The organism is Mycobacterium sp. E735 (assembly GCF_001666955.1).
Classification (GTDB): Bacteria; Actinomycetota; Actinomycetes; order Mycobacteriales; family Mycobacteriaceae; genus Mycobacterium.
Genome location: NZ_LZIX01000022.1, coordinates 13,498 through 37,853 on the forward strand (window position 1 = coordinate 13,498; position 24,356 = coordinate 37,853).

Consider the following 24,356-nt stretch of genomic DNA (forward strand, 5'->3'; position numbering starts at 1 on the left):
CCTGCCCGACGGCGCCGCCCCGGACTACCGTCGGGGTCGTGAGTGATCGGTCGGTGGACGCGGCGGAATCTGCTCGGCTGCTCGACGGACGCCTGGTGTCGTTGCGCGCTCTGACCGTTGCCGACGCCGAGGCCGTCTTGGCGCTGCATGAGCAGCTGTCCGACTATGACCGGTACTTCCGCTTCTTCACGCTGCAGCTGTCACCGCTGCATGAGCTCGTCGCGAAGCTGACCGGGCCCGCGGATGGTTTGTACGCGCTGGGCGCCTTCGACGCCGACCGGCTGATCGGCGTGGCGCACTGCGTCGTCGTCGACGATCCGCAGGTGGCCGAGGTGGCGATTGTGGTTGCGCACCAGGATCATTCGGTGGGCGTGGGCACCACCTTGCTCAAGCACCTGGCCCCGATCGCTCGGGCGCATGGCATCGATCGGTTCGTCGCCGACGTCCTCGAAGAGAACCACCCGATGCTCACGGTCTTCTTCGATCTCGGCTGGCCTTGCCGGCCAATCGATCACGGCTCGGTTCGCCATCTCGAGATCGAGCTGCCCGAATTCGACGGCGTGTAGAGGAGCAGAACAATGACGCAGAGCGCGACGAAATACGGCGTACTGGTGTGTGTCGACGGGTCGGCGGCATCCGACGCCGCCGTGGCCTGGGGGACGCGGGAGGCCCTCATGCGTGATCTGCCCATCACGCTGGTGCACGCGGTTCCCCCCGTCGTGGTCGGATGGCCGGTGGGCCAGCTGTACGCGGACATGCCCGAATGGCAGCACGACAGCGCCCAGCACGTCATCGACCAGGCCCGCAAGACGCTCAACGCCAGCGTCGGCGACTCCGCGCCGCCCGAAATCCACACGGAGACCAGGTATTCAGCCATCGTTCCGGCACTTGTTGAGGCCTCCAAGGATGCCCGGATGATCGTCGCCGGAAGCCAGGGGCTGGGCGCGGTGGGTCGCCTGCTGTTGGGCTCGGTGACCACGGGACTCGTGCACTACGCCCACTGCCCGGTCGCGGTGATTCACTCCGCCGAAGGGTCGGCGCCCGATCCGGCCGCGCCCGTGGTGCTCGGCATCGACGGCTCCCCGGCGTCGGAGGACGCGACCACGCTGGCCTTCGACGAGGCCTCCCGCAGGCGGGTCGGCCTGGTGGCCGTGCACGTCTGGAGCGACGTGGGGGTGTTCCCCATCCTCGGCATGGACTGGCGCGACCGCGAGATCCAGGCGGCCGAAACCCTCGCCGAACGCCTGGCCGGCTGGCACGAGCGGTATCCCGACGTGCGAGTCGAACGGAAACTGTTCTGCGACAAGCCGTCCGAGTGGTTGCTCAAGGAATCCGAACGCGCCCAGCTGGTGGTGGTCGGTAGCCGCGGCCGTGGCGGATTCCCCGGAATGTTGCTCGGCTCGGTGAGTTCGGCCGTCGCGCAGTCGGCTCGGGTGCCCGTGTTGGTTGTCCGTTGAGAAGAAGAACCTTGCGCGTGAGGGAGGCTCGTAAATGATCGAACTGTTGCCGAACATGCCGGAGAAAGTGATCGGCATCCGGGTGTCGGGCCGGCTGCGCGGCGACGAGCTGCGTGACTTCAAGCCCCGGATCGAGCGGGTGCTTGAGACCGGCGAGGTCCGCATCGTCGAGGTGATCGCGCCCGATTACGAGGGATTCGGGCCGGGCGGATTCCTCGAGGACCTCAAGCTGGGCTTGGGCACCGTGCTGCCGCACCACGCGGCGTTCAAGCGGATCGCGGTGGTCTCCGACAAGGACTGGGTCGCCCATGTCCTGCACGCCGTCGCGTGGCTGGTCCCCGGCGAGTTCGCCATCTTCTCATCCGACGAGCTCGACAGCGCCACCGAATGGGCGGCCGGGTAGCTCGCCGTCAGTCACGCACGACGAGCACCGAACACCCCGCGTTTCCGCTCGGGTGCGCGGTGATCGGTCCCACGATCCGGGCGACCTTGTCCGCGTCCTCGCCGCCCACCACCGCGAGCTGAACCGGCTCGGTTGTGTGCGTGAGGAATTCGGCCGCGCCGCGCCTGGCCGCGGCGGGCTGGACGTGCACCTCGCGGTGCTGCGCCACCCAGGGGCCGAGCCGCTGCTCGAGCTGGCTGTAGGGGATCTCGCCGAGGCCCCACCGCCAGACGCCCATCGCCAGGATCGGCGCCTCACGCAGGCGGGCCTCGCGGAAGCCGTGTTCGAGCACGGCGTCGTTGCCGGCCGATTCCCCGACGGCGACGGCGACGAATCCGTCATCCGGCTCGGCGCCACGGCTGCGGATCACGGCCACCGGGCAGCGCGCCTTGTGCGCCAGGGTTTCCGCGGTCGAGCCCAGGACCTTACGCGCCACCCAGCCCGTGCCGACAGAACCCACGCAAACCATTGCGGCACTGCGTGATTCGTCGATCAGCGCGTCCTCGGATGAGCCGCGCACGATGTCGCACTCGATCTTCACCTGCTGACCCGTGGCCTGAAGCGCCGCATCGGCGGCGCGCAGCGCGGTTTGGGCGTATTGGATGTCCAGGCTGTCGTCGCCGGCGTTCCGCCGGGGGACGGCGTGAATCAGCCGGAGCGGGACGTCACGGCTGACGGCCTCGGCGGCGGCCCACTTGGCCGCATTGATCGCGGCGTCCGAGCCGTCGATACCCACCACGATCCGCTGCTGCGGATTGTTCATCGCGTCCTCCCGGAGACTGGCCAGCGGACCCTGAAGGCCCGGCACTGGTCACGTTATGGGGGCGCGGCGCGGTTCAGCAGGGCCGTTCGGCCCCCGTTCGCGGGCATTGGTCACCTGACCTCAGGCGACCTCGACCGTGCGCCCGGGTAGCAGCTGGTGCACGCGGCCACGGCATTCCACCGTGACCGATGCGCTGTTGCCGGCCTCGGACGTCAGCTCGGCCGCCCGCCCGCTGACCCGCAGGTGCAGCCGTTCGCCGCGATAGACGAACGGAAACTCGATCGGATCCAGCGCCTTCGGCCACTGCGGGCTCAGGATCAACCGGTCGTCGCGGGTCTCCAGTCCGGTGAAACACCGTTGCAGCAGATCGATGCTGCCGGCCATCGCGGCCAGGTGGATACCCTCCGCCGTGGTGCCGCCCTGGATGTCGACGATGTCGGACGCGAGCACCTGCACGAAGTACTTCATGGCGTGGTGCCGGTTGGCGCGGGTGAGCACCCATGAATGGACCAGGGCGCTCAGCGTCGATCCCTCGGAGGTGCGCGCGAGGTAGTAGTCCACCGTCTCAGGGATCCGCTCCGGCGCGAAGCGGTAGCCGAGCCGGCCCAACAGAGCCAGCAACTCGTCCGACGACAGCAGGTAGAACAGCATCAACACGTCGGCCTGCTTGGACGCCTTGTAGTTGTTCACACTGTCGTTCTCGGCCTCCAGGATGCGGTCGAGCCGCTGGATGTTGCCGTAGCGCTGCCGGTATTGGTCCCAATCCAGTTCCGCCAGTTGCGAATAGCCCTCGAACTGGCTGATCACGTTGTCGTGGAACGGAACGAACATGCGCCGCGTCACGTGCTCCCACCGGCCGAGCTCTTCGCTCGTCAGGTCGATCTTGCCGACGAGGTCCAGGCGGTCCCGCAGCGGGAGCAGGTCCAAGGCGTCCATCGCCCGCAGGATGGTCCAGACCGCCATCACGTTGGTGTATGCGTTGTTGTCGATCCCGTCGTATTCCTTGCCCGGATAACCCGAATGGAACTCGTCGGGGCCGACGATGCCCTTGATCGTGTAGCGGCCGCGCGTCTCGTCGAAGCTGGCGAGCCCGACCCAGAAACGCGCGATCTCCACCAGCATCTCGGCGCCGTAGTCGACGAGAAACTGCCGGTCTCCGGTCACCTGGTAGTGCTGCCAGGTGTTGTAGGCGATGGCCAGACCCACGTGGTGCGCCCGGGCGCTGGCATCCGGATTCCAGCGGCCGGACTCCGGGTTCAGGTGCACCTCCTGGCTCACCTCGCGTCCGTCGCTGCCCGACTGCCAGGGGTACATCGCACCCAGATAACCGGCCCGGTGTGCCGCCCGGCGGGCCTCCGGAAGGCGCCGATAACGGTAAATCAGCAGCGAGCGTGCCACATTGGGCATGCGCACGCTCAGCACCGGGGAGACGAACAGCGAGTCCCAGAACACGTGTCCGCGGTAGGCCTCGCCGTGCAGGCCCCTGGCCGGCACACCGGCGTCGAGTTCGGCGGTGTGTGGCGAGAGCGTCTGCAGCAGGTGCACCAGGTGCAACCGCAGGATCCGCAGCGCGTCGGCGCCGTCGGTCAGGCCGATCGCGCATTGTTCCCACAACAGGTCCCAGGCGCGGGCGTGCTGACGATGCAGCTCGGCATACCGGCCGGCGGCATCGAGATGTAGCTGCGCGGTGCTCGCCGGCTCCGATATCGCGTTGTCCCGGCCGGTGAAGACGGCCGCGATCTTTTCGCAGGTGACCGATTGACCCTCGGCCAGCGCCACCTGGATGTCGTGGCCGCCACGGTCGGGCTCGGCCACGACCTTGTACTGGGCGACGGCTCGGGCGTCATCGCACCACACGGTGGTGCGAGCGGCCACCGCGATGGCGATGCGAGACTGCGACGTCTCGGTCCGCAAGATCACCGATTCGTCGGCGAATTCGTCGATAGCCGGTGACGTGAGGTGTCTGCTCGACAGCGAACGGTAGCGCTCGACCATGGTGTTGCCCACGCCGCCGTCCAGCAGGGACCGGAACTCGACGGTGCCCGACCAGTTCTCCGCGACGACCGTCGTCTGCAGGGCGAGCAGATGCGGCTCGTGCATGGATGCGAACCGCTGTTGGGTCATTCTCGTGATCTGGCCCGCACCGTCGGAGAATCGCAGCGTGCGCGTCAGCGTCGCGTGCCGCAGGTCGAATGTCTGCCGGTAGGACAACAATTCGGTGTCGTCGATGTGAAACCACGGCCCGCCGTTGATCCGGAAGGTCAACGGCAACCAGTTGGGCAGATTGACCAGGCTTTCGTTCTCGATCGTCCGGCCGGCGACCCGATCGGCCAGCGTGTTGTAAACCCCGGCCGCATACGTCCCCGGGTAGTGCGCCGCGCTTGCGGTGGCCTCCGGGGCGCAGCCGCGGCTGGCGACGTAGCCGTTGCCGACGGTGCACAGCGTTTCGCGCAGCCGCTCGTAGGTGGGGTCGTAACCCTCATAGACCAGTTCCCACGCGTCGTTGGGTGCGGCGGCGGCCTCGTGCAGATCGTCGGCCAGCCGCCGGACGAAGTCGCGGACGGCGAACGGATCGGCCAGGCTGACGAACGCGGCCGATGGGCGATCCCCATCCTCGTTGTGCCGCACCACAATTCCGACTCCGTCGAATTGGACCGCATCGAAGGCGTCCTCGTCGGTGATGTCGTCGCCTACGTAGATCGGCAACACCGCATCGCCGCCGGTTCCCTGGATTTGTTCGAGGATCCAGTTGAGCGTCGTGCCCTTGTCCCAGTCGAGGCTGGGGCGCAGTTCGATGACCCTGCGACCCATCGTGATCCGCAGGCATTCGGATCGCGCGAGCTTGCGTACCGCCGCGATCACCCCATCGACCCGTTCGGAGTCGACGTGGCGGTAGTGGACCGCGACCGCAAACCTCTTGCGCTCCAAATGGATTCCCGGGACACCGGCGAGCAGCTCCGTCAACCGGTCGGCCGCACGCGCCAGCGCGTCGATGGCGCCGAGGGCGTCGGCGTTGTCGTGGTGGGTCCCGTCCGGTGCGACGAGCTCGAAACCGTGGCTGCCCGCGTACCAGATCCCGTCGACGCGCACGCGGTCGCGAAGATCACCCACCTCGCGTCCGCTGACCACCGCGACGGGGCACTCCGCCGCGAGCGCGCGCAGCGCTTCGGACGCACCCTCGACCGGTGTGGCGGACGCCGGCTGGGCGACGATCTCGGACAGCGTGCCGTCGAAGTCGAGAAAAACCGCCGGCCGCCGGCTGGCCACCAGCTCCTTCAGCTGGCTGTAGACACCCGTCGCGTCCGCGATGGTCGACAACGGTGAGCCCCCGCGCCGCACCGTGATCCCGGCGAAGTCGGCGACGATGGCGTCCGCCCCGAGGGACAGCAACCCGTCTCCACCCCCGTTGCGCTCGAGGCCGATGACGAGCCCGAAGCCGTGGTCCCGGCCCGCCGCGATTCCCCCTTCGTCGCAGTCGACGAGGACGCAACGGACCGGGCGCACCCCCAGGCGCGCCACCGCCACGGTCAGCGCCGCGTCCCCCTGCGCGGCGGACTCGGCCGGGCAGACGGCGACGTCCACCAATTCCTCAATTCCCGCGGCGCGCAACAGGGGTGCGCATTCGCGGCCCGAGGAATAGACGGCGGCGGCGATGCCGGCCTCGCGCAGCCGCCGCAGCAGCACGGCGGTCGAATCGCGGGCCTCGACGACGTCCGGCGAGGTCTGTTCGATCACACAGTCGAGCCCGAGGATCACCGCGTCGTGGTAGCGCCCGTCCACGGTGACAGGCCATTCAGTCATTGCTGTGACGATGCCACAGCGCACGCGGCCGTCAAGGCCCGTCGGCGCAGGGGGGCCTCATGGCCATGCGGTTGGTGACTAAAGCCTCATGATCGACGGTCGGTCGCGCCATAGCGTTTTGGGGGAGGAGAGGGAGAACATCATGTCCGCAATGGCAAACCGCCACGGCATCGTCGTCGGAATCGATGGGTCGCCGGCTTCGAACGCCGCCGTCTGTTGGGCGGCCCGTGACGCGGCGATGCGACACGTCCCGCTGACCATCGTCCACATGGTGAACGCGATGGTGCCGATGTATCCGGCCCTCCCCCTGTCGACGGGCGTGGCCGTGTGGCAGGAGGAGCAAGGCCGAGAGGTGCTCGAGCAGGCGGTCAAGATCGCCGAGGACGCCGTCACCACCGACCGCAAGATCGACGTCCGAAGCGAGCTGCGTTGTGCGCCCCCGGTGCCCACGCTGGTCGAGATGTCCAAAGAGGCCGAGATGGTCGTCGTCGGAAGCAACGGACGCGGCGCGGTGGGCAGGCTGCTGCTGGGCTCGGTGAGCAGCAGCGTGGTCCGCGGCGCGCGCTGCCCGGTCGCCGTGATCCGCGACGAGGATCCGCTGATGGAGCACCCTCAGCAGGCGCCGGTGCTCGTGGGCATCGACGGCTCGCCCGCCTCGGAGGTTGCGGTGGCCGTCGCTTTCGACGAGGCGTCGCGTCGCGGAGTCGGGCTGACCGCCCTGCACGCGTGGAGTGACGTCGACGTCTTCGAACTGCCCGGGGTGGACTGGTCGGCGGTGAAGGGGGAAGCCGAGCGGAGCCTGGCCGAACAGCTGGCCGGCTGGCAGGAACGTTATCCCGACGTCACCGTGCACCGGGTCGTCGTATCCGACCGGCCCTCGCGGCAGCTCATCGAACAGTCGGAGTCCGCCCAACTCGTCGTCGTGGGCAGCCACGGCAGGGGCGGCCTGTCGGGCGTGTTGCTGGGCTCGGTCAGCAACGCCGTCGTCCACTCGGTCCGCATGCCCGTCATCGTCGCCCGACCGTCGTAGGGTCGCGCCGCCGCCGTGCCGTTTCTCGATGTGCACGAAACCCACACCGGCGTCGTCATTCTCGCCGGCGACCGCGCATACAAAGCCAAGAAGCCGGTGCTGACCGACTTTCTCGACTTCCGCGCGCCGCAGCAGCGCGAGCACGCCTGCCGCCGGGAGGTCGAGCTGAACGGCCGGCTCTCGCCCGACAGCTACCTCGGCGTCGCCCACCTCACCGACCCGCTCGGCGGGCCGGCCGAACCGGTCGTGGTCATGCGGCGCTACCGCGACGAGGACCGCCTCGCGCACCTGGTGGCCCACGACACCGCGGAGTCCGTGCACCGCGTGCTGGACGCGGTCGCGGCCGTGCTGGCCCGCTTCCACGAACGCGCCGAGCGCGGCGAGCGGATCGACGCCCAGGGCGAGGCCGGCGCGATCGAGGGGCGCTGGCGGGAGAACCTGTCCGAATTGGAACGCTATGCGAGCCAGTCGATTCCGGGGGTCGAGGCCGACGACGTCGACCTGCTGCGGCGCCTGGTGGCCCAGTTCGTCGCCGGGCGCTCGCGGCTGTTCGAGCGGCGCATCCGCGAGGGGCGCATCGTCGACGGGCACGGCGACCTGCTCGCCGACGACATCTTCTGGGTCGGTGGCAGCCCCGCGCTGCTGGACTGCCTGGAGTTCGACGACCGGCTGCGCCACGTCGACTGCATCGACGACGCCGCCTTCCTCGCGATGGACCTGGAGTTTTTGGGCCGCAAGGACTTCGGCGACCACTTCCTGAGGCGCTACGCCGAGCACGCGGGTCGGGCGGCGCCACGGGCGCTGGCTGACTTCTACATCGCCTACCGGGCCGGGGTGCGGGCCAAGGTGGACTGCGTCCGGGTTTCGCAGGGCAGCCCAGGCGCGTCCGGCGACGCCGCGCGCCACCTGGCCATCGCCACCCGGCACCTGCAGAGCGGCACCGTTCGGCTGGCGCTCGTCGGCGGCAACCCCGGCACCGGGAAGTCCACCGTGGCGCGCGGGCTGGCCGAATCATTTGACGCTCAGCTTATTTCCACCGACGACGTGCGCCGGGAGCTGAGGGACTCGGGTGCCATCGCCGGTGAGCCCGGCGTGCTGAACGCCGGGCTCTACAGCCCCGACCAGGTGACGGTGGTCTACGAGACCGCGCTGAGCCGCGCGCGGCGGTTGCTGGGCGAGGGGCACTCGGTGATCCTCGACGGCACCTGGCGCGATCCGCGGACGCGCGAGCAGGCTCACCGGCTGGCCACCGAGACGCATTCGGCGCTCGTCGAATTCGTGTGCTCGGCGACGGCCGACGTGGCGGCCGACCGGATCAAGACCAGGCCCGCGGGCACTTCGGAGGTCACCCCGGAGATCGCCGCCGCCCTGGCCGCCGGGCATGCCGACTGGGTCGGCGCGCACCGGATCGACACCTCGCGGCGCCCCGACCTCGTCGCCCGCGAGGCGCACGACCTCTGGGCGCGCACGACATAACGCCCTCGGCAGGTGCCAACGTCCCGGCCGTCGGGGACCAACGGCCCTGCCCGCACCCGCGCACGGCGCATACAGTTTGCCTCACCGAAGTCGACGAAACGGTGGACATGGACGCGAAAGTGCCGACCGAGCAGGTCATCCGGGACGCGGTGACCCTCGCGTGCCGCGCGCCTTCGCTGCACAACAGCCAGCCCTGGCGGTGGGTCGCCGACGGCACGAGGCTGCACCTGTGGGCCGACCCGCACCACGCGATGCACGCCACCGACCACACCGGCCGGGAGCTGATCCTGAGCTGCGGGGCCGCCCTCGACCACCTAAGGGTCGCCATGGCCGCCGCGGGCTGGGAAAGCGTCACCGACCGGTTCCCCACCGAGGGCAGGCCGGATCACCTCGCGAGCGTGGGCTTTCTGCCCGTGGAGAACGTGACGCCGCAGCGCCGGCTGCGGGCCGAAGCCATCCTTCGCCGCCGCACCGACCGGCTGCCCCTGGGCGCACCGGCCGCGTGGCCCACGCTGCATGCGGCCCTGATCCGCGCGGTGACACCATACGACGTTTCACTGGACGTGGTCGACGACGACGAGCGGCCGAGGCTGGCCGAGGCGTCGCGGCTCACCGAGCAGCTGCGCCGAAGCGACACCTCCTATCTGACCGAATTACGTTGGTGGACATCACCCTTCGAAGCGAACGCCGAACACGTGCCCGAAAGCGCTCTGCTGTCCAGTTCCGAGGCCGCGCGCGTCGACATCGCCCGCGCGTTCCCGCCGGCGGGTGGGGGCCGCCGCCGCGCCTCCATCGAGGCGGACCACTCCAAGATCGTGGTCCTGTCCACCCGTCACGACGATGCGCCGACCGAGGTGCTGCGCTGCGGTGAGGCGCTGTCGGCGGTGCTGCTCGAATGCACTGTGGCCGGCATGGCCACCTGCACGTTGACCCACATGACGGAGATGTCGCAGAGCCGCGACATCATCAGGCAGATCACCGGCGGTTCCGGCCAGCCGCAGCTGCTGATCCGGGTCGGCCGGTCACCGGCCGGGGACCCACACGCGAAACCCACCGCCCGGCGTCCGGTGACCGAGGTCCTCGAGATGCGTGGGTGACCGGACATGCCCAGGACCACCGCAAGGACGAAGCCAAGGAGGTGTCATCGATGACTCGGCACTGGCTGGTGATGGAAACGAACGGGGAGGGCGGTGAGGCTCCCTTCGTCGCGCGAGTCGCGGGCGCGGGCCGGCATCTGCCCGGCACCCACCTGACGACCGACGAGCTGATGGCATCCACCCGCCACCGCACCCACATCGACCTGGAACGGCTGACCGGGATCCGCGAACGCCGGGTGTCGGTGGGCGATGAGGATTCCTACACCCTGGCCAGTTCGGCGGCGCTGAACTGCCTGGCCACCGCGCAGCAGGATCCGGCGGCGCTGGACGTGGTGATCAGCTGCAGCATCACCAAGTTCCGCGACGGGCTGACCCAGTGGCTCGAGCCGACCATGAGCAGCGCCGTGGCGCGCGGGATCGGGGCGGTGAACGCGATGACGTTCGACGTGTCCAACGCGTGCGCCGGAATGCTCACGGGCGTAACGATCTTGAACAACTGGATTCGCCAGGGCGTCGTCGAGCGCGGGCTCGTCGTCAGCGGTGAGTACATCTCGCAGCTCTCCAACAATGCCGCCCGGCACATCCGCAACATCATGAGCAAGGAGCTGGCCTGCCTGACCCTGGGCGATGCCGGCGCGGCGCTGCTGCTGGAGCGGGCGCCGGCCGGTTCGGCCGGCATCGCGCTGGCGGGCTTCACCACCGTGGCCGACTACAGCCGGCTCTGCCTGGCGTATCCGCAGGGCGACGACCCGGGCGCGCGCATGTTCACCAACTCCCGCGCCATCCAGAAGGCCGCGATAGCCAACACTCCGCTGCTGCTGAGCGAAGTGCTTGACACCGTTGGCCTTTCGATCCACGACATCGATCACGTCATCACCCACCAGACGTCCGCGCGCGCGATCCGCAAGGGAATGGCCCGGATGTCGGAAGTGTTCGGCGACAGCCCGCGCCACGACGCGGTGATCACCGTCGACCGCTACGGTAACACCGCCTCGACGACCCACACGGTGGCGCTCGTCGAGGAACTCGAGGCCGGGCGAATCAAGCCGGGAGAGCGAATCGCGTTGCTGGCGTTGGCCTCCGGGCTGGAAATCGGTGTGGTCTTGTTGACCCTGGACGAGGATGTGGTGAGCCGCTATGGGCACGGTGATTGATCGGATCGACGTCTCGCACCCGCGGCTGCGCGGGCGCCACAGCGCGTTGCACCTGGCCGTCGTCGCCGCCAAGGACTGCCTGAAGCGGGCCGGATGCGAGGCGAAAGACCTCGACCTCGTCATCAACGCAGGCATTTACCGCGACCGCAACCTCGGTGAGCCGGCGCTCGCCGCGCTGATCCAGGACGACATCGGCGCCAACCCGGAGGATCCGCACGCAGGCGCCCACGGCACGTTCTCCTTCGACATCGCCAACGGCACGTGCGGGCTCCTGACTGCGCTGCAGATCGTCGACGGCTTCATGCGCAGCCGCGCCATCCGGCGCGCGCTGGTGGTCGCCAGCGACGCCGACCCCGGCCACGGGATGAGCGAGCACTTCGGATTCTCGGGCGCCGGCGCGGCGATGCTGTGTGGTTGGTCCGACGGCGACTACGGCCTCAGCCGGGTGTCCTGGGTGAACGACCACAGCGAAAATGGTGACGAAACCTTCAGCGCTACAGTTGGTTTCGCCGACTCACGCAACGTCCTGCGGTTTTCCGAGTCGGCGGCGATGGACGAGCGGTTCGCCGCGGCGGCCGGTCGGGCGGTGTCGGCGTGCCTTGCCGAGCAATCGGTGCGCCTGTCCGACGTCGACGCGATCGTCGCCGCCCCCGCCCGTCCCGGATACCGCGCCGCGCTGGGCGCCCGGCTGGGCGTGCCGGTCGAGGAGATCAGCGTCGCCGACGACGAACACATGCACACCGCCGCCCTGGCCGCCGCGTTCGGAGCGCGGGCCGAGCGGTTGCCGTCGGGAGCGCGGGTCCTGTTCGTCGCGGCCGAGGCCGACGTCGTCGCCGGCGCCGCCCTCTATCGCCAGCCACCGCGGGACGCCTCAAGCGCCACGCTGGCGTGACGCTCGAGCTCCTGCGTCACGCTGGCGTGACGCTCGGCCGTTGCACCGCACGCTCGAGGTCCAGGATCTGCCGGGTGGTCTTGACCACCACGTCGGGGTTCAGGCTGATCGAGTCGATGCCGCAGCGAACCAGGAACTCGGCCATGTCGGGGTAGTCCGACGGCGCCTGACCGCACAACCCGGAGTGAATCCCGTTGCGGCGGCAGCCCTCCACGGCCAGACGGATCATCTCTTTGACTCCCGCGTCGCGTTCGTCGTAGTCGAAGGCCACGATCTCGCTGTCCCGGTCGACCCCGAGGGTCAGCTGGGTGAGGTCGTTGGATCCGATGGAGAACCCGTCGAAGCGCTTGGCGAACTCGTCGATGAGGATGACGTTGTTGGGGATCTCGCACATCGCGTACACCTTGAGCCCGTTCTCCCCGCGGCGCAGACCGTGTTTGGCCATCTCGGCCAGGACCAGGTCCGCCTCGGCCACCCGGCGCACGAACGGCACCATCAGCACGACGTTGGTCAGCCCCATCTGTTCGCGCACCCGCTTCATCGCCCGGCACTCCAGCGCGAATCCCTCGGCATAGGCCGGGTGCGCGTAGCGCGAGGCGCCGCGGAAGCCGATCATCGGGTTGCTCTCGGCCGCTTCGAAGCCGCTGCCGCCGACCAGGCTGGCGTACTCGTTGGTCTTGAAGTCCGACATCCGCACGACGACGGGCTTGGGCCAGAAGGCGGCGGCGATGGTGCCGATCCCTTCCGACAGGCGCTCGACGAAGAATTCGGCGCCGTCGGAATAGGCGTAAGTCAGCGTGTCGATCGTACGCCGGGCCTCGGGGTCGTCCACCCGGTCGGGGTGGAGCAGGGCCAGCGGGTGCACCCGGATGTACTCGTTGATGATGAACTCCATCCGGGCCAGTCCCACGCCGTCGTTCGGCAGGAACGACGTCTTGAACGCCAGGTCCGGGTTGCCGAGGTTGAGCATGATCTCGGTCTGCGGGCGCTCCTGGTCGGACACCTCGGTGTGGTCGACGCGAAAGCCCAACTCGCCGCGGTAGACCCGCCCCGTGTCGCCCTCCACGCACGACACCGTGACGAGCTCGCCGTCGGGCACGGTCGTGGTGGCGTTCCCCGCGCCGACGACGGCGGGAATGCCGAGCTCGCGGGCGATGATCGCCGCGTGGCAGGTGCGCCCGCCGCGGTTGGTGACGATGGCCGCCGCGATCTTCATGATGGGTTCCCAGTCGGGCGTGGTGATGTCGGCGACCAGCACGTCGCCGGGCTGGAACTCCGACAGCTTCCCGAGGTTGTCCATCCGCCTGGCGATGCCCGTGGCGACCTTCTCGCCGACCGAGCGGCCCTCGGCGAGCACCTCCTTGCGTTCGGCGCCCTTGCCCTCGAGCACGTAGCTTTCGATCATCGTCTGGCTGCGCTGGGAGGCCGCGGTTTCGGGGCGCGCCTGGACGATGTAGATCCGCCCGTCGAGACCGTCCTTGGCCCATTCGATGTCCATCGGCCGCCCGTAGTGGCCCTCGATGGCGCAGGCGTAGCCGGCCAGCTCGAGGACGTCGTCGTCGGTGACGCAGAACCGGGCCCGGTCGGCCTTCGGCGTGGGGATGTTGCGCGTGGTGTTCTTCGTCTCGCCCTCGACGAAGATCATCTTGACCGCCTTGTCCCCGATCAGCCGGCGCAGCACCGCCCGGTGGCCGGCCTGATACGTCGGCTTGTGCACGTAGAACTCGTCGGGGTCGACGGCGCCCTGGACCACGTTCTCGCCGAGCCCGTAGGCGCCGGTGATGAATACGACGTCGTGGAAGCCGGATTCGGTGTCCAGGGTGAACATCACCCCGGACGAGGCGAGGTCGGAGCGCACCATCTTCATGACGCCGATCGACAGCGCCACCTTGAAGTGGTCGAAGTCCTGGTCGATCCGGTAGTGGATGGCCCGGTCGGTGAACAGGCTCGCGAAACACCGGCGGCAGGCGTCCAGCAGGCTCTCGGTGCCCTTGATGTTGAGGAAGGTCTCCTGCTGGCCGGCGAAGCTGGCGGTCGGCAGGTCTTCGGCGGTCGCCGAGCTGCGCACGGCCAGGCTGACGTCTTCGCCGTATTCCTCCTGCAGCTGCCGGTAGGCGGCGGTGATCTCGGCGGCGAGTTCCGGGGGAAGCCCTGCGCCGTAGACGATTTCGCGGGCCCGCTTGCCCTTGCGGGCCAGCGCGGTGACGTCGTCGGGGTCGAGGTCGTCGAGCGCGGCGTGCAGCGCGTCCCAGGCGCCGGCGCTGTCCAGCATGTGCCGGTAGGCCTCGGCGGTGATCGCGAACCCATGCGGGACCCGCACGCCCTGTCCGGTCAGCTTCTGGAACATCTCGCCGAGCGAGGCGTTCTTCCCGCCGACGAGCGGGACGTCGGAGATGCCGATCTCTTCGAAGAAGCGGACGTAGGTGAAATCGCTCATGGTGTTCTTCCTTCGGTGGGTTGCATCAGTGCGCTTCGTCGATGCGGCAGGCGTGGACCGGGCGGCGGTCGCGGGCCGAGCCCATGCGCGGCCGCGCGTGCAGAAGGGCGGGCGGCGCGGTGAGGCCGGGGCGGGCGGCGAAAGCATCTGCCTCGCTGCTCAATTGATCTCCCGTCACCCGCCTCACGATATGCCCGGGGGCACGAGGCCACAGCCGCCGTTTGGCCTCAGTACTTGGGGACTTACGGCCCTGCCAGCAGCGCATTGCGGCGCGGAAAGTAGCACCATGGAGCAATTGACCGCCCTGGATGCCGGTTTCCTGGAGGTCGAGGATTCCGATCCGCACGTGAGCCTCGCGGTCGGCGGGGTGTCGATCGTGGAGGGGCCGGCCCCGACGTACGAGGAGTTCTTCGCGTCGTTCGCCGAACGGGTCGCGACGATCCCGCGGTGCCGGCAGGTGCTGCGGACCCATCCGCTCGACCTGCGCCCGCCGAACTGGGTGGATGACCCGCACTTCGACCTCGCGCGCCATCTGCACCGCATCGCGCTGCCACATCCCGGTGGTGACGCGGAGCTGTTCGAGTTGATCGCGTCGCTGATGGAGCGCCGGCTCGATCGCGAGCGCCCGCTGTGGGAGTGCTGGATCATCGAGGGGCTCAGCCGAAATCGATGGGCGGTGCTGACCAAGATTCACCACTGCATCGCCGACGGCATCGCCACCACGCAGCTGCTGTCGAAGTTCAGCGACGACGGCGACGGCGACACGTTCGCCGCCGACGTCGGCGCTGCCAGGTTGTCGGCCCGGTCGGGGCCCGCCAAGGTGAACCTCAACCCGTTGAGCTGGGCGAGCGGTATCGGCCGCAGCGCATTCGCTGCGGTGACCGCGGCGGAACACGCGGCGATCGGCGCGGCCGAGCTCGCGGCGGGGCTGCTGCATCCCGCCCCCGATTCGTCGCTGCACGGGCCGGTGACCACGATGCGGCGGTACAGCGCGGCCCGCGCCCGGTTGACCGACATGCACAAGGTGGCCCGGGCCTTCGGGGTCACGCTGAATGACGTTGCGCTGGCGGCGATCACCAACAGTTACCGCGGTGTCTTGCTGGCGCGCGGGGAGCGCCCGGGCCGCGACTCGCTGCGCACCCTCGTGCCGGTTTCGGTCCGCGCCGTGGACCACTTCAACGTCGCGGGCAACCGGGTGTCGGCAATGCTGCCGTTGTTGCCGGTCGACGAGGAGGACCCGGTGCGGCAGCTCAAGCTGGTGCACGATCGACTCAGCCACGCCAAAGCCAGCGGGCAGAGCGAGGGTGGCAGCGCAATGGTGGTGGCGGCCAAGCGCACCCCATTCGCGCTGTCCGCGTGGGCCATTCGCCTGCTCTCGCGGATACCCCAGCGGGCGGTGGTGGCGTTGGCGACCAACGTGCCCGGTCCACGGAGCCGGCAGCGGCTTATGGGCCGCCGGGTGCTGGAGTTGTTGCCGATCCCGCCGATCGCCCTACAGGTGCGCACCGGCGTCGCGATGCTCAGCTACGCCGACACGTTCGTTTTCGGCATCACCGCCGATTACGACACCGCACCCGACATCGATGCGCTCGCCGCCGGCATCGAGGAGGGCATGGCGCAACTGGTGGCGGCCGCCCGCAAGAGGCGCCGCAAGTCGTCATGACCGGCTGCGTTGGGCGGCGCGCTCGTGCGCGGTCAACAACAGATGGTCGAATTCCGATCGGGCGTCGAGGCGCCCTCCGGCGCCGCGGAAGTCCTCGGCGATCTGCTCGGCAAGCGGCCGCAGCTTGATATTGGCCTCCTGCGAAAGCCATTTGAGCAACTCGAAGGCCGCGTTGGCGTCGATGCCGTAGACCAGCATCAGCATGCCCTTGGCCTGTTCGATGCCGGCCCGGTTCTCGTTGATCTCGGCCAGCCTGGCGCTGACCAGCTCCTCATCCGGCCGTCCGGTCGCCGGGGAGACGTCGATGTAGAACCCGTGCGTGCCGGCCACATCCCCGTCGTCGTCGAAGAACCGGTCACCCACGACGACGACGTGGCGCACGTTGCCGCCGGTGTCGACGATCCGGTGGCGGGTGCTGAACGCCTGGCGGGTGTTCACGATCTGGTCGATGGTGGCCGCGACCTGGCCGCGATCGTCCGGGTGCTTGTGCGAGAGCACCAGTTCGGTGGTGGGCGTGACGGTGCCCGGCTCGTAGCCGTGTATCCGCTGCACCTGCTCCGACCACTCCCAGCGCTGATCGGTGAAATAGAAGCGGAACCAGCCGGCCGGTTGCGCGGAGCCACCGGCCAACGCCCGTTCGACGTCAACCGTTTGACCGTCGAGTTCCCACTTCATCTCGCACCCGGCTTTCCTGCCGTTGGGCCGGCGATGGGCGGCGGCCCGTGTCTGCTACCCGGAATCGAGCCGCCGCCCAGCCGGGCGATCAGGCGTTGATGACCTCGCGGTGCGAGGCGTTCTCGTCGATGGCCGTCTGCGTGTCGCCCCGGCCGACGGTGATCTTGCGCGGCTTGGCACGTTCGGCCACCGGAATACGCAGGCGCAGAACGCCTTCCCGGTAGGACGCCTCGATCTTGTCGGTGTCGAGGTTGTCGCCGAGAACCAGCTGCCGGCTGAACACGCCCCGGGGGCGCTCGGTGGCGAGCATCTCCCGGTTGGGGTCCAGGGCAGGCCGCTCGGCCCGCACGGTCACGACGTTGCGCTCGATGTCGATGTCGAGCGAGTCGGCGTTGATGCCGGGCAGGTCGAACTCGACGACGAACTCCTCGCCCTGGCGCCAGGCGTCCATCGGCATCACCGCAGGCCGGGCGGCGGTGCCGAACACTTGGTGGGCGAAGCGGTCGAGGTCACGGAACGGATCGGTACGCATCAGCATGGTGGTCACCTCTCACTCCAATCTAGGCTGTGGTCTGGCAATTACCTATGTCCAATGACATAGATTTGATATAGCACTATCGACACAATGGCGCAAGTGTGATAGATAGATTTTCTGAGCCCGTGAGTTCTGGGGGAGACGCGTGATGACCGACCAACGCAGCGATTTCGGCGCCCCGGCGCCCGATCACGGCGTATACGGCATCTCGGTGGCCGCCGAACTTTCCGGCATCGCGGTGCAGTCGTTGCGCCTGTACGAGCGGTACGGGCTGGTCACGCCGGCGCGAAGCGATGGAGGGACGCGGCGTTACAGCGCCGACGACCTGACCAGGCTCAAGCGCATCAGCGAGCTGGTCGACGCCGGCGTCAACCTGGCCGGCATCGCGCGGATCCTGGAGCTCGAGGACCACAACGCGACGCTCTCGGCGGCCAATACCGACCTGCAGTCCACCAACCGGACGCTGCGCAAGGCCGCGAAAAACGGGGGGTCCGCGCGCCAGGACGCGTGAGGCGCCCGCCGTCCGCCGATTGCGTTCACCGACATCGGGTACCCAGCCAGCTGTCCCTAGTGAAGGAGCGGCAATGGCAGAGGTGGCGGAGGCCAAGGCCCAGGTGGTCGACGAAGCGCGGCGCGAAGCGGACGAGTACCGGGGCGACGAGCCGCGGCCGCTGGGCGGCTACCTCGTGGTGCTGGCGATCTACGGCGCCGTGGTGGGGGTCGCGACCGTGGCCGCGCTGCTCACCGGGCGCACGTTGCCGACGCGCTGGCGCATCCAGGACCTGGTCACGGTGACCCTCGGCACCCACAAGCTCTCGCGCACCCTGACCAAGGACGCGGTGACGAGCCCGTTGCGGGCGCCCTTCACCCGCTTCGCCGGCAGCGGCGGCCCGGCGGAGGTCATGGAGGAGGTTCGGGACGAAAGCCCGCTTCGGCACAGCCTGGGGGAGTTGCTGACCTGCCCGTTCTGCCTGGACATGTGGGTGGCGACCGGCTTCGCGATCGGCCTGGTGTTCGCGCCGCGGTTCACCCGCCTGGTGGCGGGCGTCTTCACCGTGTTGACCGGCGCCGACTTCTTGCAGCTCGCCTACGCCAGGGCGCAGCAGGCGGCCGGCTGAGGGGTTCAGCCGGTCTTCGGCATGGGGATGCCCTCGCTGGCCGCGAATTGCGCGTCCTCCTCGGACGCCAGCCCGATGGACACCACCGACCGGTCGAACAGCAGGTCCGTCAGGTAGGCCAGCGACACCGCCCATCGGTTGACCCCCCGCGGAATCGCGTACAGGTGATAGGACCGGGTGACGAATTTCGCGGGCAGCCCGGACAGGTGGATGTTCAGCGGGTTGGCCACCGCCTGCCACGGTCCCAGGTCGACCACCAGGCCCAGATTGCGGTGCTTGTACTCCTTGGGGCTGCCGTACCCGAGGCTGGCCGCCACGTTGCGGGCCAGCACCTTGCCCTGCCGGGTCGCGTGCTGGGCGGTCGGCGGCGTGATCTTGCCGGGCTGGGTCAGGTCGGGAACCGCGGCGGCGTCACCGGCCGCAAACACGTCCGGCTGCTCCGGCACGCGCAGATCCGCACCGACTTTGAGCCGGCCCCGCTCGGTCGGCAAGCCCAGCTCCTGGATCAGCGGTGCACCGGTGACACCGGTCACCCACGCGATCGTGCGGGTCTCGATGCGCGAATCATCGCTGAGCACAACGTGATCGGCGTGCGCCTCCTTGAGCGTCACGCCGAGCCGGACGTCGATGCCGCGCCGGCGAAGTACCTTCTGCGCGGCGTCACCCAGTTTCTTGCCCACTTCCGGCATCACCTGCTCCGCCAGGTCGAGGAGCAAGAACTTGACGTCGGCGGGATCGAACCGCATCTGCTTGGCCGCCGCGTCGGCCAGCGCCCGCAGCTGCGCCACCAGCTCGGTGCCCGAATAGGAGGCGCCGACCACGACGACCGTGCGCCGGGCCGCCGCCACCCGCGGGTCGTCCTCGATGTTGGCCAGCTCGAGCTGCTCCACGAAATGGTCTCGCAGGTAAAGGGCCTCGGCGGTGGTCTTCAACCCGCGCGCGCAGGTTGCCAGCCCCGGCACGTCGAACAACCGCGTCACCGAACCCGGCGTGAGCACCAGCCGGTCCCAGGACATGGTGTGGTTGCGTTCCTCGGGATCGCACCACGTCAGCGTCCGCCGATCGAAGTCCACGCCGTCCACGCGCCCGCGTACCGCGTGCACACCCTTGAGGCTGTTGGCCAGCGGGACCGCGACGAAGCGGGCGTCCACGACCCCGCCGGCGACGTCCGGCAGCAACGGTGTGTAGAGCATGTAATCCACCGGGGAGATGATCGTGATGTCCACCTGCTCGCGCCGTCGCCGCAGAATGCGTGCCAGACGGTGCGCGCAGGTGAATCCGGTGAAGCCGCTGCCAACGATCACGATTGAGGTCACCAAGCCGAGTGTAGGACGGCGTCCCGCGAAGATCCGGGGCGTCGCCGCGCGAACGTCGACGACCGCGACGAAAACTGTTCAATGCCAACGTGTTACGTGCAGGCAAACCTGGTGAAGGTTATTCGCACGGTGGTCGCCGAGCGCCGCCGCTTGGTTGCGCTTCGTATTCTGGCACCTAGACTTCGTTTTGTGGGTTGACGCACCGAATTTCCATTCGCACGCTTGAATGAGCGAGGCGTGGCCCTCGGCACTCGGCCTGCGCGGATTCGTTGCCGGGGGCCGCCAAAGGGCAGGCCATCGAAAGGGGGTGCTGTGCAAGACGGCAGTGCGGCGGTGGTCACCCAGCTGGCCGAACTGGTGTCCAGCCTCGAGCGCCGGGAAAGCAATACCACCGCGGGCCTGAATCAACTCATCGACAACGGCGTCCTGCACGTGGCGGGTTGCCAGTACGCCGGCATCACGCTGGCCGAGCGGAGCAAGTCCGTCATCAACGTGGCCGCGACGCATCGTTACCCGATCCTGCTGGACGCCATCCAGAACCGCTACGGCGAGGGACCGTGCCTGGATGCCGCCTGGCGGCACCACCTGATGCACGTCGAAGACCTCGCCGAGGACCAACGATGGCCGCGGTATCGGCGGTACGCGATCGAGCAGACGCCGATCCGGTCCATCCTGTCCTACGAATTGTTCGTGGGCCACGGCACGATGGCCGCGCTGAACTTCTACTCCGACTCCCCGTACGCGTTTCACGACGACTCCGTGGAGTTGGGCGCCGTCTTTGCCACACACGTCGCGCTGGCGTGGTCGATGTTGCGCCGGCAAGACCAATTTCGCAGTGCCCTGGCGTCGCGGGACATGATCGGTCAGGCCAAGGGAATCATCATGGAGCGGTTCAATCTGGACGCCGTCGAGGCTTTCGAGCTGCTCACCCGGCTGTCGCAGAAATCCAACACCCGGCTCACCGACATCGCGAAGTCGCTGATCGACAACGAGCATCCCCTCAAGCGTCCGCACCGCTGACGCGCTGCGACGAGGGGCCGCGGCGTTTCGGCCCGCGCCGAGCGGGTATGTGCCACGCGCATGAAGGCTGTTACGTGGCACGGGAAGCGCGATGTGCGGGTGGAGTCGGTTCCAGACCCGAAGATCGAGAAGCCCTCCGACGCCATCATCGAAGTCACCTCGACCAACATCTGCGGGTCGGACCTGCACCTGTACGAGATTCTCGGGGCGTTCATGAAACCCGGGGACATCCTCGGTCACGAACCCATGGGTATCGTGCGCGAGGTCGGTGGCGAAACCGGTGACCTGCGGGTCGGCGACCGGGTGGTCATCCCGTTCCAAATCTCCTGCGGCAGTTGCTACATGTGCGACCAGCAGCTCTACACCCAGTGCGAGACCACCCAGGTGCGCGAGCAGGGCATGGGAGCTGCGCTATTCGGCTACTCGGAGCTCTACGGCGAGGTCCCCGGCGGGCAAGCCGAACTGCTGCGCGTCCCGCAAGCGCAGTTCACCCACATCAAAGTCCCTGTGGGCCCGCCGGATTCGCGATTCGTCTACCTGTCCGACGTGCTGCCCACCGCCTGGCAGGCGGTGGCCTACGCCGACATCCCCGACGGCGGGACGGTCACCGTGCTCGGCCTGGGCCCCATCGGTGACATGGCCGCGCGCATCGCCGACCACCTCGGCTATCGGGTGATCGCGGTCGACCTGGTGGCCGAGCGCCTGGGCCGCGCCGCGCAGCGGGGCATCCACACCATCGACCTGGGGCGACTCGACTGCTCGCTGGGGGACGCGATCCGGGACCTGACCGACGGGCGGGGTTCCGACTCCGTCATCGACGCGGTCGGCATGGAAGCGCACGGATCCCCGGCGGCCAAGTTCGCCCAGCAGGCCACCGGCATGCTGCCGGACTTCATCGGCAAGCGGCTGATGCAGACCGCCGGCGTGGACCGGCTAAGCGCGCTCTACTCCGCCATCGACATCGTCCGCCGCGGTGGGACGATATCGCTGATCGGTGTGTACGGCGGGATGGCCGACCCCCTGCCGATGCTGACGCTGTTCGACAAGCAGGTGACCCTGCGGATGGGCCAGGCCAACGTCAAGCGGTGGGTGGACGACATCATGCCGCTGCTGACCGACGACGACCCGCTGGGCGTCGACACGTTCGCCTCCCACGTGCTGCCCCTGGACCAGGCCCCGCACGCCTACGAGATCTTCCAGAAGAAGCAGGACGGGGCGGTGAAGGTCATGTTACGGCCCTGAAAATCGTTTTGCTGCAAGGCCTTCCGAACCACCGTTTGGGGGAGGCCCCGGTAGGGTATTGATTGCGCCATGACATCCGCAGAAGCCATCGCCCCCACGCCCACCGGAGAGGTGTGGCCGGGCCGCGCCTACCCCCTGGGCGCCACCTACGACGGGGCGGGCACCAATTTCGCCGTCTTCAGCGAAGTCGCGGAGCGGGTGGAGCTGTGCCTGTTCGACGCCGAGGGCACCGAGAGCCGGGTCCCGCTGCCCGAGATCGACGGCTACATCTGGCACGCCTACATCCCCAACATCGAACCCGGCCAGCGCTACGGCTACCGCGTGCACGGCCCGTACGACCCGCCGAACGGCTTGCGGTGCAACCCGAACAAGCTGCTGGTGGACCCGTATTCGAAGGCCATCGACGGATCGTTCGAGTGGAACCAGGCCCTGTTCAGCTACAACTTCGGCGACCCGGACAGCCGCAACGACGACGACTCCGCCGCGTTCATGCCCAAGTCGGTGGTGATCAACCCCTACTTCGACTGGGGCAACGACCGGCCGCCGGACCACCAGTACGCCGACACGGTCATCTACGAGGCGCACGTCAAGGGGCTGACGCAGACCCACCCCGACCTGCCCGAGCAGTTGCGCGGAACCTACGCGGGCGTGGCGCACCCCGTGATCATCGAGCACCTCAAGAGCCTGGGCGTCACCGCGATCGAGCTGATGCCCGTGCACCACTTTGCCAACGACTCCACCCTGGTGGACAAGGGCCTGTCGAATTACTGGGGTTACAACACGATCGGGTTCTTCGCGCCGGACTTCAAGTACTCCAGCTCGACCTCGCCCGGCGGTCAGGTGCAGGAATTCAAGGCCATGGTGCGGGCGCTGCACGAGGCCGGCATCGAGGTGATCCTCGACGTCGTCTACAACCACACGGCCGAGGGCAACCACATGGGCCCGACGCTGTCGATGCGCGGCATCGACAACGCCGCCTACTACCGGCTCGTCGACGACGACAAGCGGTACTACATGGACTACACGGGGACCGGCAACAGCCTCAACGTCGGTCACCCGCACGCCCTGCAGCTGATCATGGACTCGTTGCGGTACTGGGTGACCGAGATGCACGTCGACGGCTTCCGCTTCGACCTCGCGTCGACGCTGGCCCGCGAGTTCTACGACGTCGACCGGCTGGCCACGTTCTTCGAACTGGTGCAACAGGATCCGACGGTCAGCCAGGTCAAGCTGATCGCCGAGCCGTGGGACGTCGGGCCGGGTGGCTACCAGGTGGGCAACTTCCCCCCGCAGTGGACGGAATGGAACGGCAAGTACCGCGACACCGTCCGGGACTTCTGGCGCGGTGAGCCGTCGACCCTCGACGAGTTCGCCTATCGGCTGTCCGGATCGGCCGACCTCTACGAGCACACCGCGCGCCGCCCGGTCGCGTCGATCAACTTCGTCATCGCCCACGACGGGTTCACGCTGCGAGACCTGGTGTCCTACAACGAGAAACACAACGAGGCCAACGGCGAGGGCAACAACGACGGCGAAAGCCACAACCGGTCGTGGAACTGTGGCGCGGAGGGGCCCACCGACGACCCGGGTGTCAACGCGCTGCGCGCCCGCCAGCAGCGCAACTTCCTCACCACGCTGCTCCTGTCGCAGGGCGTGCCGATGATCTGCCACGGCGACGAGCTGGGCCGCACGCAGAACGGAAACAACAACGGGTACTGCCAGGACAACGAGATCACCTGGATCGACTGGTCGAAGGCCGACAACGGCCTGCTGGAGTTCACCCGCGTCGTGTCGGCGCTGCGCGCCAACCATCCGGTCTTCCGCCGGCGCCGGTTCTTCTCCGGCAAGCCGTTGGGCCGCCGCGGCCAGGACGGGCTGCCGGACATCGCCTGGTTCACCCCCGAGGGCACCGAGATGACCGAGGAGGACTGGGGCGCGGGGTTCGCGAAGTCCGTCGCGGTGTTCCTCAACGGGCACGGCATCCCCGACCGCGATGCGCGGGGGCAGCGGGTGCTCGACGACTCCTTTCTGCTCTGCTTCAACGCCCACTACGAGCCGATCGAATTCACGTTGCCGCCAAAGGAATTCGGCGCCGCCTGGCAGCTCGTGGTGTTCACCGGCCCCGACGAGGAGACGCCCGCGGAGGAGGTGCCCGGCGGGGGCACGCTCACCGTGGACGCGCACACGGCCGTGGTGCTGCAGGCCCCGGACGGGGGCTGATCCCGCCCGGGTGGCCGG

General features: G+C 68.6%; 21 protein-coding genes. 14 read left to right on the forward strand and 7 right to left on the reverse strand.

Features of this window, described 5'->3' with window-relative positions:
- Window positions 1-38 precede the first annotated feature (38 nt).
- The 3 genes from A5704_RS02170 to A5704_RS02180 are packed head-to-tail and all read left to right on the forward strand — an operon-like array spanning window position 39 to window position 1,860.
- Window positions 39-566 (forward strand): GNAT family N-acetyltransferase, encoded by a 528-nt coding sequence (locus A5704_RS02170; protein WP_067887177.1) that lies wholly within the window; start codon window positions 39-41, stop codon window positions 564-566.
- A gap of 12 nt (window positions 567-578) precedes the next feature.
- On the forward strand, window positions 579-1,457 hold the full coding sequence (locus A5704_RS02175; protein WP_067887179.1) for a universal stress protein: 879 nt from the start codon (window positions 579-581) through the stop codon (window positions 1,455-1,457).
- A 34-nt stretch (window positions 1,458-1,491) separates the two neighbouring features.
- Window positions 1,492-1,860: an STAS/SEC14 domain-containing protein gene (locus A5704_RS02180; RefSeq protein ID WP_067887182.1), complete on the forward strand. Its 369-nt coding sequence runs from the start codon at window positions 1,492-1,494 to the stop codon at window positions 1,858-1,860.
- 7 nt (window positions 1,861-1,867) lie between these two features.
- Here A5704_RS02180 and A5704_RS02185 read toward each other — a convergent pair whose 3' ends face one another.
- Both A5704_RS02185 and otsB read right to left on the reverse strand, forming a co-directional pair.
- Window positions 1,868-2,662 (reverse strand): universal stress protein, encoded by a 795-nt coding sequence (locus A5704_RS02185; RefSeq protein ID WP_067887186.1) that lies wholly within the window; start codon window positions 2,660-2,662, stop codon window positions 1,868-1,870.
- 120 nt (window positions 2,663-2,782) lie between these two features.
- Window positions 2,783-6,487: a trehalose-phosphatase gene (gene otsB, locus A5704_RS02190; protein WP_231968726.1), complete on the reverse strand. Its 3,705-nt coding sequence runs from the start codon at window positions 6,485-6,487 to the stop codon at window positions 2,783-2,785.
- A 118-nt stretch (window positions 6,488-6,605) separates the two neighbouring features.
- On the opposite strand from otsB, the gene A5704_RS02195 reads away from it, so the two are divergent.
- From A5704_RS02195 to A5704_RS02215, 5 genes are all read left to right on the forward strand, one after another.
- Complete coding sequence (locus A5704_RS02195; protein ID WP_067887245.1) at window positions 6,606-7,493, forward strand: universal stress protein; 888 nt, start codon at window positions 6,606-6,608, stop codon at window positions 7,491-7,493.
- Between the two features lie 15 nt (window positions 7,494-7,508).
- A complete protein-coding gene (locus A5704_RS02200; protein WP_156670280.1) occupies window positions 7,509-8,969 on the forward strand; it encodes a bifunctional aminoglycoside phosphotransferase/ATP-binding protein in 1,461 nt (486 codons plus the stop codon).
- A gap of 107 nt (window positions 8,970-9,076) precedes the next feature.
- Window positions 9,077-10,066: an NAD(P)H nitroreductase gene (locus tag A5704_RS02205; RefSeq protein WP_067887191.1), complete on the forward strand. Its 990-nt coding sequence runs from the start codon at window positions 9,077-9,079 to the stop codon at window positions 10,064-10,066.
- A gap of 50 nt (window positions 10,067-10,116) precedes the next feature.
- Window positions 10,117-11,220: a 3-oxoacyl-ACP synthase III family protein gene (locus A5704_RS02210; protein ID WP_067761178.1), complete on the forward strand. Its 1,104-nt coding sequence runs from the start codon at window positions 10,117-10,119 to the stop codon at window positions 11,218-11,220.
- Window positions 11,204-12,112: a 3-oxoacyl-ACP synthase gene (locus A5704_RS02215; protein WP_067887194.1), complete on the forward strand. Its 909-nt coding sequence runs from the start codon at window positions 11,204-11,206 to the stop codon at window positions 12,110-12,112. Before A5704_RS02210 ends, A5704_RS02215 begins: the two co-directional genes overlap by 17 nt.
- 16 nt (window positions 12,113-12,128) lie before the next feature.
- On the opposite strand, the gene ppsA is transcribed toward A5704_RS02215, so the two are convergent.
- Both ppsA and A5704_RS28160 read right to left on the reverse strand, forming a co-directional pair.
- The gene (ppsA, locus tag A5704_RS02220; protein WP_067781871.1) at window positions 12,129-14,549 is read right to left on the reverse strand and encodes a phosphoenolpyruvate synthase; all 2,421 of its coding nucleotides are present in this window, start codon (window positions 14,547-14,549) and stop codon (window positions 12,129-12,131) included.
- 25 nt (window positions 14,550-14,574) lie between these two features.
- The gene (locus A5704_RS28160; RefSeq protein WP_156670279.1) at window positions 14,575-14,727 is read right to left on the reverse strand and encodes a hypothetical protein; all 153 of its coding nucleotides are present in this window, start codon (window positions 14,725-14,727) and stop codon (window positions 14,575-14,577) included.
- Window positions 14,728-14,835: 108 nt separating this feature from the next.
- On the opposite strand from A5704_RS28160, the gene A5704_RS02225 reads away from it, so the two are divergent.
- Window positions 14,836-16,212 (forward strand): wax ester/triacylglycerol synthase family O-acyltransferase, encoded by a 1,377-nt coding sequence (locus A5704_RS02225; protein WP_067781873.1) that lies wholly within the window; start codon window positions 14,836-14,838, stop codon window positions 16,210-16,212.
- Here the strand turns inward: A5704_RS02225 and A5704_RS02230 are convergent.
- Window positions 16,207-16,887, reverse strand: a complete 681-nt coding sequence (locus tag A5704_RS02230; protein ID WP_067761117.1) for a PAS and ANTAR domain-containing protein — start codon at window positions 16,885-16,887, stop codon at window positions 16,207-16,209. The genes A5704_RS02225 and A5704_RS02230 overlap by 6 nt on opposite strands.
- 88 nt (window positions 16,888-16,975) lie before the next feature.
- Window positions 16,976-17,425, reverse strand: coding sequence for an Hsp20/alpha crystallin family protein (locus A5704_RS02235; RefSeq protein WP_067761176.1), 450 nt, complete (start codon window positions 17,423-17,425; stop codon window positions 16,976-16,978).
- A gap of 145 nt (window positions 17,426-17,570) precedes the next feature.
- On the opposite strand from A5704_RS02235, the gene A5704_RS02240 reads away from it, so the two are divergent.
- A complete protein-coding gene (locus A5704_RS02240) occupies window positions 17,571-17,933 on the forward strand; it encodes a helix-turn-helix transcriptional regulator (RefSeq protein ID WP_067761115.1) in 363 nt (120 codons plus the stop codon).
- A 73-nt stretch (window positions 17,934-18,006) separates the two neighbouring features.
- Window positions 18,007-18,540, forward strand: a complete 534-nt coding sequence (locus A5704_RS02245; RefSeq protein ID WP_067761114.1) for a DUF1360 domain-containing protein — start codon at window positions 18,007-18,009, stop codon at window positions 18,538-18,540.
- A 5-nt stretch (window positions 18,541-18,545) separates the two neighbouring features.
- Here A5704_RS02245 and A5704_RS02250 read toward each other — a convergent pair whose 3' ends face one another.
- Complete coding sequence (locus tag A5704_RS02250; protein WP_067781875.1) at window positions 18,546-19,856, reverse strand: NAD(P)/FAD-dependent oxidoreductase; 1,311 nt, start codon at window positions 19,854-19,856, stop codon at window positions 18,546-18,548.
- Between the two features lie 312 nt (window positions 19,857-20,168).
- On the opposite strand from A5704_RS02250, the gene A5704_RS02255 reads away from it, so the two are divergent.
- The 3 genes from A5704_RS02255 (at window position 20,169) to glgX (ending at window position 24,338) form a co-directional block, all read left to right on the forward strand.
- Window positions 20,169-20,876: a GAF and ANTAR domain-containing protein gene (locus A5704_RS02255; RefSeq protein ID WP_067761110.1), complete on the forward strand. Its 708-nt coding sequence runs from the start codon at window positions 20,169-20,171 to the stop codon at window positions 20,874-20,876.
- Between the two features lie 60 nt (window positions 20,877-20,936).
- Window positions 20,937-22,118, forward strand: coding sequence for a zinc-dependent alcohol dehydrogenase (locus A5704_RS02260; RefSeq protein WP_067761108.1), 1,182 nt, complete (start codon window positions 20,937-20,939; stop codon window positions 22,116-22,118).
- A gap of 69 nt (window positions 22,119-22,187) precedes the next feature.
- A complete protein-coding gene (glgX, locus tag A5704_RS02265) occupies window positions 22,188-24,338 on the forward strand; it encodes a glycogen debranching protein GlgX (RefSeq protein ID WP_067761106.1) in 2,151 nt (716 codons plus the stop codon).
- Window positions 24,339-24,356 lie beyond the last annotated feature (18 nt).